This is a genomic window from Variovorax sp. GW460-12-1-14-LB1 (genome assembly GCF_059423605.1).
This window is the reverse complement of sequence record NZ_JBWKYF010000024.1, coordinates 77,327-87,548: the sequence shown is the minus strand read 5'-3', so window position 1 is coordinate 87,548 and position 10,222 is coordinate 77,327. Positions and strand designations below refer to the sequence as shown.

Genomic DNA, 10,222 nt, shown 5'->3' with positions numbered 1-10,222 from the left:
GCTCGGCGGCGTGTTGGGTGACGACGGCCTGCTGGGCGGCGTCCTCGGCGGTGACGGTGGTCTGCTTGGCGGTGTGCTGGGTGACGATGGCCTGCTGGGCGGTGTCCTCGGCGGCGACGGCGGTCTGCTCGGTGGCGTGCTGGGCGACGACGGCCTGCTGGGTGGCGTCCTCGGCGGCGATGAAGGTGGCCTCCTCGGCGGCGTGCTCGGTGACGACGGCCTGCTGGGCGGCGTCCTCGGTGGCGGCGAAGGCGGCTTGCTCGGCGGCATCGTCGGCGAAGACGGCCTCGTGGGCAGCCTGCTCGGCGGCTTGCTCGGAGGCAAGAGCCCCGTCGCGGACATCCTGGAGCCGGTGTCGTCGGTGCTCTGCCATGCAAGCGATGCCGTGGCACCGGTCGTGGCCGAGGCCACGCAAGCCGCATCCGGCGCCGCGGTGCCCGCGGCCGACATCCTGGCCGGCGCCAGCTCGGCAGTTGCCCCAGTGGTCGCGGAAGTGGTGAACACCGTCGAGCACGCGGTCACGCCGCTGGTGTGTGAGGTCGTGGCCCCGATCACCAGCCTGCTCGACCACAGCGGCACAGGCTCCGCGCTGGCGCCCGTGACGAACATCCTGCACGGCCTGCTGGGCTGACCGAAGGTGGGAGAGGCCGGCAACGGCCCTCCCCTTTGTTCCAATTCGCGCACACGAAGGCGCAGCGCACCGCTTCCGGCGCGCTGCGCCTTCGCACGTCTGCCGTGCACAATCGGCGCTCCCGAGACCAGAGCCCCTCTGCCCCACGCCGCGCATGCGAATCCACGAACTGAAACGACGACTCCGCGAGGCCGGGGCCGGTCCCAGCCACGAGCAGCGCATCCTGCGGCTGTGGTCGCACGCGCTGCCACGCAACAGCGGCAGGCGCCTGCCGGCCACCTTCTTCCCGTCGTCGCTGATGGAAGCCCTGCCGGCCATCGAAGCCGAACTGGCGGGCCTGGCGCGCATCCATGCGGTTCACCCTGGCGCCGACGGCTCCGAGCGGCTCCTCGTCGCGCTGGCCGATGGCCAGACGGTGGAAAGCGTGCTGCTGCCGCGCGACGGGCTGTGCGTGTCGTCACAGGTCGGCTGCGCCGTCGGGTGCCAGTTCTGCATGACGGGCCGCGACGGCCTGCTGCGCCAGGTCGAAAGCGCCGAAATCATTGCGCAGGTCGCTCTCGCGCGCCTGCGCCGGCCGGTGCGCAAGGTGGTGTTCATGGGCATGGGCGAGCCGGCGCACAACCTGGACAACGTGATCGAAGCGATCGAGTTGCTCGGCACCGTGGGCAACATCGGCCACAAGAACCTGGTGTTCTCCACCGTCGGCGATCCGCGCGTGTTCGAGCGGCTGCTGCAGGCGCGCGTGCGGCCCGCGCTGGCGCTCTCGTTGCACACGACCAATGCCGAGTTACGCCGCAAACTCCTTCCGCGCGCGCCGAACCTGACGCCCGAAGCCCTCATTGACGCGGGCGAGCACTACGCCCGCGCCACCGGCTACCCCATCCAGTACCAGTGGACGCTGCTCGAAGGCGTGAACGACGGGCCCGAGGAAGTCGAAGGCATCGTTCGGCTGCTGTCGGGCAAGTACGGCGTGCTGAACATGATCCCGTTCAACACGGTGGAGGGCGTGGCCTTCGGCCGCCCGTCGCGCGAGCGCTGCGAGCAGATGGCCCGCACGCTGCACGAACGCGGCATCCTCACGAAGCTGCGCTACTCGGCCGGCCAGGACGTCGACGGCGGCTGCGGCCAGCTGCGGGCGCGCGCGGCCGAAGTGCGAGTGACGGTGCCGATCCGTCGCGCCGACGAGCGGCTCAGCTGAGCGAGGCCATCCAGTCCCACACCGCGCCGGGCGCCTCGACCATCACGTTGTGGCCATGCGGGCCCAGGTCGCGGGCATCGGGGTCGAGGGAGCGGGTCTGCTCGAGGGTGACCAGCGCGTCGTGGCGGCCCTGGCCCAGGTGAATCGGACAGCGCGCCAGTCCGACGAGTTCGGACAGCGGTGGCTTGCCCACGGCATTGGCGCGCGGGTCCATCGCGAGGCGCCAACCCTCGTCCTCTTTCGTCACGCCGCGCGCCACGACGGGCGCTGTCGCTTCGGCGATCGCCGCCAGACCGGAGACCTTCAGATAGCGGTCCCGAGCCTCTTCTTCCGTAGCGAACTTCTTCGCGGGCTGCGTCGCCAGCGTCTCCATGCGGCGGACCTCTTCATCGCTCCATGCGACCTTGATGCCCGCTGCGAACACCGCGTGCGGCGCGACACCGAACCATCCCGTCGCGAGCGCCAGGCCGATCACGCCGCCCAGCGAATGGCCGAGCACCACGAGCCGGCCTTCGGGCTGCAGATGCGGCAGCACCGCACGCGCCACGGTGGCGGCGTGCTCGCCGATGGCGTAGGAAGCCTGCCGGTCCGATGCGCCGTGCCCGGGCAGGTCGAGCGCAAGCCAGCGGCCGCGCCATCGCGCGCCGGCCTGTGCGCACAGCGGCGACCACACCGCGCCTGTCGCGCCCATGCCGTGCAGCAGCACCAGCAGGTCCGCGCCTTCGCCGCCTTGTTCCGTGTACATGTCCTTTGTCTCCTGGCACTTTCGATGGCGCGAGAATACCCGGCGACGCCCCGGAAAGGGCCCGATCGGCACCCGCTGCCGCAAGACAGCGCGGGGCCTTGTCCGGCCCCGTTTGCGCGGAATGGCTGACGCGCCGTACCCTCTGGTCCGGGGCATGCTTGGCGTTGTTTTTCCCCCGTCTCCCCGACGCTTCTCTTTTCCCTTCTCCTCCAAAGGCTTTCGCCGCCCCTCAAGAACCCATGCTTGATCGCCGATCCTTCCTCGCCGCCGGCAGTGCCGCCGCCGCACTCGCCGCCCTGGGACTGCCCGAAGAGGCGCTGGCCGCCAACGGCCTGCAACTGAGCCAGCCGGCGCCCTTCTCCTTCGATGCGCTCGTCGCGCAGGCCAAGCGCCTCGCGGCCCGCCCCTACACCGCCGCCGCGCCGCTGGCGCCGCAGGTGCTGGAGCGCATCGACTACGACGCGCACGGCAAGATCCGCTTCGACCCCGCCAACGCCCTCTTCCGCGACGGGCCCGGCGCGTTTCCCGTCACCTTCTTCCACCTCGGCCGCTTCTTCCAGACCCCGGTGCGCATGCACGTGCTGGAGACCGCCGGCGGCGACAGCTTTGCGCGCGAGGTGCTCTACAGCCCCACGTACTTCTCGATGCCCACCGACAGCCCCGCGCGCGCGCTGCCCGAAGGCGCCGGCTTCGCGGGCTTTCGCCTGCAGGAAAGCCGCCTGGGCGACCAGGGCAAGCTCGACTGGCAGAAGAACGACTGGGTCGCCTTTCTCGGCGCCTCGTACTTCCGCGCCATCGGCGAGCTCTACCAATACGGCTTGTCAGCGCGCGGCATCGCGCTCGACGTCGCGGTGCCCGACAAGCCCGAGGAGTTCCCGAACTTCACGCGCTTCTATTTCGAGACACCCGCTGCGGGCAACACCACCTCGATGACCGTCTACGCGCTGCTCGAGGGGCCGAGCGTCACCGGCGTGTTCAAGTTCGTCATGCAGCGCGGCAAGGCCGTGATCATGGACATCGACGCGCGCGTGTTCCTGCGCCGCGACGTGTCGCGCCTGGGCCTGGTGCCGCTCACGTCGATGTACTGGTACTCGGAAACCATCAAGCCCACCGCCATCGACTGGCGCCCCGAGGTACACGACTCCGACGGCCTCGCGATCTGGAACGGCGCGGGCGAGCGCATCTGGCGCCCGCTCAACAACCCCACGCAGACCCGCGCCTCCGCGTTCGCCGACACCCGGCCGCGCGGCTTCGGCCTGCTGCAGCGCGACCGCAACTTCGATCACTACCAGGACGGCGTCAACTACGAGAAGCGCCCCAGCCTATGGATCGAACCGCTGGGCGACTGGGGCGAAGGCTCGGTGCAGCTCATCGAGATCCCGACCGACGACGAGATCCATGACAACACCGTCGCCTTCTGGGTGCCCAAGGCCGATGCAAAAGCCGGCGCGAGCTACAGCCTGCAGTACCGGCTGCACTGGACCGACCAGGAGCCCTTTCCGTCACCGCTCGCACGCTGCGTCGCCACCCGCATCGGCCGCGGCGGCCAACCGGGCCAGCCACGGCCGCAGGGCGTGCGCAAGTTCATGGTGGAGTTCATCGGGCAGCCGCTCACCACGGTGCCCTTCGGCGTGAAACCCGAACTGGTGCTCACCGCGCCGCGCGGCAAGTTCTCCTACGTATTCGCCGAAGCCGTGCCGAATGGCGTGCCGGGCCACTGGCGCGCACAGTTCGACTTCACGCCCGAGGGCACGGAGCCGGTCGACATGCGGCTGTATCTGAAGAACGGGGACCAGACGTTGACGGAGACCTGGCTGTATCAGTACCAGCCGGGGTGAGTGGGGACGGCTGCATCCTGCAGCCTCAGTTGATTCGTGCGTTGGTCAGTTCCATGTCTTCAAACTGACTGCCTGTGAAGTCAACCTGCTCGCCCTGCAGGTTGGTCGCACTCACCTGCGTGCCTCGGCATTCGAGCAACTTCAAACGCGACCACTGGCTCGCATCGAAATTGAGTGCGGTCCAGTTGCACCGGGTGAAGGTGCAGTCGCTGAGCGTGCTGGCTTTCAACTGTGAGGCGCTGAAAGTGCAGTCCACGAAGGTGCATCCGCTGATCGCGATGCGCTGCATGTCGCACTGGCTGAAAGAGCAACCGCTGAACTGGCATGCGGTCCAGACGGCATCTTGAAAAGTGGTCGCAGTGAAGCTGCTGCCACTGAAGGCGCTGGACGAGAAGGTGATCAGGTTGAGGTCCAGGCCGGCGTAGGCCTTGCCATCGCTCTGGCCGGAAAGACCCGCCGGCGCACCGCCTGCGCCTTTTCGCCACTTGTCGTGGTCCTCGATGATTTGTTTGGCGCTCATGGTGCTCTCAACCTATCCGACCGCACATGACGAAACACACGAACGCCCAATAGAGCCCGCAAAGCACGACGAGGAGCGCAAGAACCACCCACAGGATGGTTCCAGCCACCGATCCTGGCTTTTTCTTTTCCTGCTTAGCCATGTTGGACAACTCCCTGCGCATTGCGGCCGAGATCGGCAGCCTCGCTCGCGCCAAGGTTGAGTGCGTCGGGGCTCTTGAGCAGCAGCTCGTACTCGAACAAGCGGTTGACGCCTTCGCGTCCCGACAAACGAACCGGCTTGAGCGCCGGCCGCCCCAGAAACACCGGAACGGCGGTGCTGTTGATGTCGAGCGTGCGCGTTGGCGCAGCACTGAATGCGGACATGTATTCCTCCCAGAAGCCGCTCCTGTGGATCAGGAGTCAGGCGGCGGATTGTGGGAGGCCCATGTGCGCAAAAACAGGGGGAAAGAATCGGGCAACTATTGCGTGGCGAGCAGCGTGATGGACTGCACGCACCGCCCATTGCCCAAGCCGGCTCCAACCGGCTGCGACCACTATTTCTTCGTGACCGACACCAGCTCGACTTCGAAATTCAGCGTCGCATTCGGCGGAATCAGGCCGTTGCCCGCACCGCGCGCACCGTAAGCAATCGACGCGGGGCAGGTCAGCTTGGCCTTGCCGCCCGGCTTCATCTTCTGCACGCCTTCGGTCCAGCAGGGGATCACGCCGTTGAGCGGGAACTCGGTGGGTTCGCCGCGCTTATACGAGCTGTCGAACTCCTTGCCGCTGTCGGGGAAGGTGCCGCGGTAGTGCACCTTGACCACGTCGGTGGCGGCGGGCGATGCGCCGGTGCCTTCCTTGAGCGACTGGTAGATCAGGCCGCTGGGCGTGGTGACTGCCGCGGACTGCGCAAAGGCTGCGGGAATGGCAAATACGGACACGAGCGCGGCACAGAAAAATGACTTCACGAAACACCTCGGTGGTTGAAAAGCTGCCGATTATGGACAGCCCCCGTGAAGCCGCCTGTACGCCGATGTATCCGATGGAACGGCCCTTGCTTTGGGAGGGGTGCACTGTCACCATCCGCCCAGAGAGGAAGCCCCCATGCGCTCCAACGACGCTCCGCCGGCCCCCGTCGCCGGCACCGGTCATCTCAAGAAAGTCCTCGGTCCTGTCCAGTTGTGGGGCATCGCGGTCGGACTCGTCATCTCGGGTGAGTACTTTGGTTGGAGCTACGGCTGGAACACGGCCGGCACGCTCGGCTTCCTGGTCGCCACGGTGCTGGTGGCGACGATGTACACGACCTTCATCTTCAGCTTCACCGAGCTCTCGACCGCCATCCCGCACGCGGGCGGCCCCTTCGCTTATGCGCGGCGGGCCTTCGGGCCGCGCGGCGGTTTCGTGGCGGGCTTCGCGACGCTGATCGAGTTCGTCTTCGCGCCGCCGGCCATCGCGCTGGCGATCGGCGCCTACCTCAACGTGCAGTTCCCGGGCATCAACCCGAAGTGGTTCGCGGTCGGGGCCTACGTGGTCTTCATCGGGCTGAACTGGATCGGCATCGGCATCGCGGCGGCGTTCGAGCTGTTCGTCACGGTGCTCGCGATCTTCGAACTGCTGGTGTTCATGGGCGTGGTCGCACCGGGCTGGTCGATGGCGAACTTCGTGGCCCACGGATGGGCCGGCGGCAACGTGCTGAACGGCGCGGCGGTGTCGGGCATCTTCGCGTCGATCCCGTTCGCGATCTGGTTCTTCCTGGCCATCGAGGGCGCGGCCATGGCGGCCGAAGAAGCGCGCGATCCGCACCGCACGATTCCGCTGGCCTACACCACCGGCATCGTCACGCTGGTGCTGCTGGCCTTCGGCGTGATGATCTTCGCGGGCGGCGTGGGCGACTGGCGCCAGCTCGCGAACATCAACGACCCGCTGCCACAGGCGATGAAGGCGGTGGTGGGCGCCAACAGCGGCTGGCTGCACATGCTGGTGTGGATCGGCCTGTTCGGCCTGGTCGCCTCGTTCCACGGCATCCTCATGGGCTACTCGCGCCAGATCTTCGCGCTTGCCCGCGCCGGCTATCTGCCGAGCTACTTCGCCGGCCTGAGTCCGCGCTTCGACACGCCGCACCGCGCCTTGCTGGCCGGCGGCGTGGTGGGCATCGCCGCCATCTTCAGCGACGAGTGGGTGCAGTTCGGCGGACAGACGCTCACGGCCAACATCGTGACCATGGCCGTGCTCGGCGCGATCGTGATGTACCTGGTCTCGATGGCCGCGCTGTTCAAGCTGCGGCGCACCGAGCCCGACCTGCTGCGCACCTACCGCGCACCCTTCTACCCCGTGTTCCCGGCCGTCGCGCTCGGGCTCGGGCTCGTGTGCCTGGGCGCGATGGTCTGGTTCAACCCGATGCTCACGGTGCTGTTCCTCGTGCTGATGGCGGCCGCCTACGGCTACTTCCTGCTCACCTCGGCGCAGCGCGATGCCGCCGCGCCGGACGCGATGCTGTCCTCCACGCCCTGACAAACAAAGATGCGCTACCGCACCACCATTGCCGGCCAGGGCTTCGCCTTCGACGATCTGCGGCAGGTGCTCGCCTGCGCCAGCCCCGCGCGCTCTGGCGACTACCTCGCGGGCCTCGGCGCGGCGACCGCCCAGCAGCGCATGGCGGCGCGCCACGTGCTGGCCGACACGCCGCTGAAGCAGTTCCTCACCGAGGCGCTGATTCCCTACGAGCAGGACAACATCACGCGGCTGATCATCGACACACACGACGCGCAGGCCTTCGCGCCGGTCGCGCACCTCACGGTCGGCGACTTCCGCAACTGGCTACTGTCCGAGCAGGCCACCACCGAGGCACTCGCCGCGCTGGCACCCGGCCTCACGCCCGAGATGGTCGCGGCCGTGTCCAAGCTCATGCGCAACCAGGACCTGGTCGCGGTCGCGAAGAAGTGCCACGTCGTCACGTGCTTTCGCGACACCATCGGCCTGCCCGGCCACCTGGCCGTGCGCCTGCAACCCAACCACCCCACCGACGACCTGCGCGGGGTGGCCGCCTCCACGCTCGACGGCCTGCTCTACGGCGCGGGCGATGCGGTGATCGGCATCAACCCCGTGTCCGACAGCCTGCCGGTGCTCGGGCGCCTGCTGCACATGCTCGACGAGGTGATCCAGCGTTTCGAGATCCCCACGCAAAGCTGCGTGCTCACGCACGTGACCAACACGCTGAAGCTCGCGGAGGCCGGCGCGCCGGTCGACCTCGTCTTTCAGTCGATCGCGGGCACCGAGAAAGCGAACCTCTCGTTCGGCGTGACGCCCGCTTTGCTCGACGAGGCCCACGCCGCGGCGCAGTCGCTCGCGCGTGGCACCGTCGGCAACAACCTCATGTACTTCGAGACCGGCCAGGGCAGCGCGCTCTCCGCCAACGCCCATTCCGGCGTCGACCAGCAGACCTGCGAGGTGCGCGCCTATGCGCTGGCGCGGCGCTACCAGCCGCTGCTCATCAACACCGTGGTCGGTTTCATCGGCCCCGAGTACCTGTACGACGGCAAGCAGATCATCCGCGCCGGGCTTGAAGACCATTTCAGCGGCAAGCTGATGGGCCTGCCGATCGGCTGCGACATCTGCTACACCAACCACGCCGAAGCCGACCAGGACGACATGGACACGCTGCTCGTGCTGCTGGGCACCGCGGGCATCAACTTCATCATGGGCATCCCGGGCGCGGACGACGTGATGCTCAACTACCAGAGCACCTCGTTCCACGACGCCCTCTTCCTGCGCGAGACGCTGGGCCTGAAGCGCGCGCCCGAGTTCGAGGCCTGGCTGCAACGCATGCAGATCACCGACACCGCCGGGCGGCTCGCACCGCCCACGGCCAACCGGCTGCTCAGCGACATGGGCGGGCTGTCCGCGCTGGCGCCATGAACGATTCGCCCGTCACCCCCAACCCCTGGGCGCAATGGCGCGCTGCCACGCCCGCACGGCTCGCACTCGGCCGCGCCGGTGCCGGCATGCCTACCGACGAGACGCTGCGCTTCGGCTGGGCCCACGCGATGGCGCGCGACGCCATCCACGCGGCACTCGATGTCGACGCGCTCGACGCCGCGCTGCGCGCCGACCAATGGCACGTGAACCGTGTGCGCAGCCGCGCCCCCGACCGCACCACTTACCTGCGCCGCCCCGACCTGGGCCGCCAGCTCGATGCCGAAGACGCCACGCGCCTGCGCGACGATCGGCCTGCAGGCGGCTGCGACGTCTGCCTCGTGATCGGCGACGGTCTCTCCTCCCTCGCCGTCGCCCGCCACGCCGTGCCGCTGCTCGCGGCGCTACGCCCGCAGCTGCCGCCCGGCACGCGCCTGTCGCCCGTGTTCATCGCCAGCCAAGCGCGCGTGGCGCTGGCCGACGAACTGGGCGAAGCGGTCGGTGCGGCGCTGTCGGTCATGCTGATCGGCGAGCGCCCGGGCCTGAGCTCGCCCGACGGCCTCGGCATCTACCTGACCCATTCGCCACGCCGCGGCCGGCACGACGCCGAACGCAACTGCATCTCGAACGTGCGGCCCGAGGGACTTTCGTACGCGCAGGCCGCCTTCAAGCTCGCGTGGCTGGTGCGCGAATCGCTGCGCCGGGGGCTGAGCGGTGTGGGGCTCAAGGACGAGAGCGACCTGGCGGTGCTGGCTGCAAGCCCGGACGCCGTTGCCTATGATCCCGGGACCGATCCCCAGGAGACAAGCAGATGAACGCCCCTCGCTACCCCCTCGCCGAACTGAAAGACCTGCCCGACGACATCCGCACCGCGATCCTTGCCGTGCAGGAAAAGGCCGGTTTCGTGCCCAACGTGTTCCTCGGCCTTGCGCGCCGCCCTGCCGAGTGGCGTGCCTTCTTCGCGTACCACGACGCGCTGATGCTGAAGGAAGAAGGCTCGCTCACCAAGGGCGACCGCGAGATGATCGTCACCGCCACCAGCGCGGTCAACCAATGCCTGTACTGCGTGGTGGCGCACGGCGCGTTGCTGCGCATCTACGAGAAGAAACCGCTGGTGGCCGACCAAGTGGCGGTGAACTACCGCAAGGCCGACATCACGCAGCGCCAGCGCGCGATGCTCGACTTTGCGATGAAGGTCTGCGAACGCTCGCACGAGATCGATGACCGCGACTTCGGGCCGCTGCACGCGCACGGCTTCGACGACGAGGACATCTGGGACATCGCGGCCATCACCGCCTTCTTCGGCCTGAGCAACCGCCTGGCCAGCTTCAGCGGCATGCAGCCGAACCCGGAGTTCTTCCTGATGGGCCGGTTGCCGCGCGAAAAGAAGTAAGAAG

At 68.3% G+C, this 10,222-nt stretch carries 11 protein-coding genes and 1 pseudogene; 7 read left to right on the top strand and 5 right to left on the bottom strand.

The features are described 5' to 3' along the window. A pseudogene (locus AC07Y4_RS14840) lies at positions 1–373 on the bottom strand (hypothetical protein); the annotation flags it as partial. Positions 374–385: 12 nt separating this feature from the next. On the opposite strand from AC07Y4_RS14840, the gene AC07Y4_RS14835 reads away from it, so the two are divergent. Beyond that, on the top strand, positions 386–631 hold the full coding sequence (locus tag AC07Y4_RS14835; protein ID WP_495274768.1) for a hypothetical protein: 246 nt from the start codon (positions 386–388) through the stop codon (positions 629–631). A gap of 154 nt (positions 632–785) precedes the next feature. Further along, positions 786–1,829: an RNA methyltransferase gene (locus tag AC07Y4_RS14830; protein WP_487847256.1), complete on the top strand. Its 1,044-nt coding sequence runs from the start codon at positions 786–788 to the stop codon at positions 1,827–1,829. Here the strand turns inward: AC07Y4_RS14830 and AC07Y4_RS14825 are convergent. Continuing rightward, the gene (locus AC07Y4_RS14825; RefSeq protein WP_487847257.1) at positions 1,822–2,574 is read right to left on the bottom strand and encodes an alpha/beta fold hydrolase; all 753 of its coding nucleotides are present in this window, start codon (positions 2,572–2,574) and stop codon (positions 1,822–1,824) included. The two genes, AC07Y4_RS14830 and AC07Y4_RS14825, sit on opposite strands and share 8 nt — an antisense overlap. A 239-nt stretch (positions 2,575–2,813) precedes the next feature. Between AC07Y4_RS14825 and AC07Y4_RS14820 the strand changes: the two genes are divergently transcribed. After that, positions 2,814–4,412, top strand: a complete 1,599-nt coding sequence (locus AC07Y4_RS14820; RefSeq protein WP_487847258.1) for an OpgD/OpgG family glucan biosynthesis protein — start codon at positions 2,814–2,816, stop codon at positions 4,410–4,412. A 25-nt stretch (positions 4,413–4,437) separates the two neighbouring features. Here the strand turns inward: AC07Y4_RS14820 and AC07Y4_RS14815 are convergent, their stop codons facing one another. From AC07Y4_RS14815 to AC07Y4_RS14805, 3 genes are all read right to left on the bottom strand, one after another. After that, positions 4,438–4,932 (bottom strand): pentapeptide repeat-containing protein, encoded by a 495-nt coding sequence (locus AC07Y4_RS14815; RefSeq protein WP_139705227.1) that lies wholly within the window; start codon positions 4,930–4,932, stop codon positions 4,438–4,440. A gap of 134 nt (positions 4,933–5,066) precedes the next feature. Continuing rightward, a complete protein-coding gene (locus tag AC07Y4_RS14810; RefSeq protein WP_260684953.1) occupies positions 5,067–5,297 on the bottom strand; it encodes a hypothetical protein in 231 nt (76 codons plus the stop codon). 170 nt (positions 5,298–5,467) lie between these two features. Then, positions 5,468–5,881, bottom strand: a complete 414-nt coding sequence (locus AC07Y4_RS14805) for an FKBP-type peptidyl-prolyl cis-trans isomerase (protein WP_159272246.1) — start codon at positions 5,879–5,881, stop codon at positions 5,468–5,470. A gap of 136 nt (positions 5,882–6,017) precedes the next feature. Between AC07Y4_RS14805 and eat the strand changes: the two genes are divergently transcribed. From eat to AC07Y4_RS14785, 4 genes are read left to right on the top strand one after another with little or no spacing between them, the layout of a single operon-like run. Next, positions 6,018–7,424 carry an ethanolamine permease gene (gene eat / locus AC07Y4_RS14800; RefSeq protein ID WP_487847259.1) on the top strand — a complete coding sequence of 469 codons (1,407 nt, stop codon included), beginning with the start codon at positions 6,018–6,020 and terminating at the stop codon, positions 7,422–7,424. Between the two features lie 9 nt (positions 7,425–7,433). Beyond that, positions 7,434–8,828: an ethanolamine ammonia-lyase subunit EutB gene (locus AC07Y4_RS14795; protein ID WP_487847260.1), complete on the top strand. Its 1,395-nt coding sequence runs from the start codon at positions 7,434–7,436 to the stop codon at positions 8,826–8,828. Beyond that, positions 8,825–9,640 (top strand): ethanolamine ammonia-lyase subunit EutC, encoded by an 816-nt coding sequence (gene eutC, locus AC07Y4_RS14790; protein ID WP_487847261.1) that lies wholly within the window; start codon positions 8,825–8,827, stop codon positions 9,638–9,640. Before AC07Y4_RS14795 ends, eutC begins: the two co-directional genes overlap by 4 nt. Next, positions 9,637–10,218: a peroxidase-related enzyme gene (locus AC07Y4_RS14785; RefSeq protein WP_062474448.1), complete on the top strand. Its 582-nt coding sequence runs from the start codon at positions 9,637–9,639 to the stop codon at positions 10,216–10,218. Before eutC ends, AC07Y4_RS14785 begins: the two co-directional genes overlap by 4 nt. Positions 10,219–10,222: the final 4 nt, after the last annotated feature.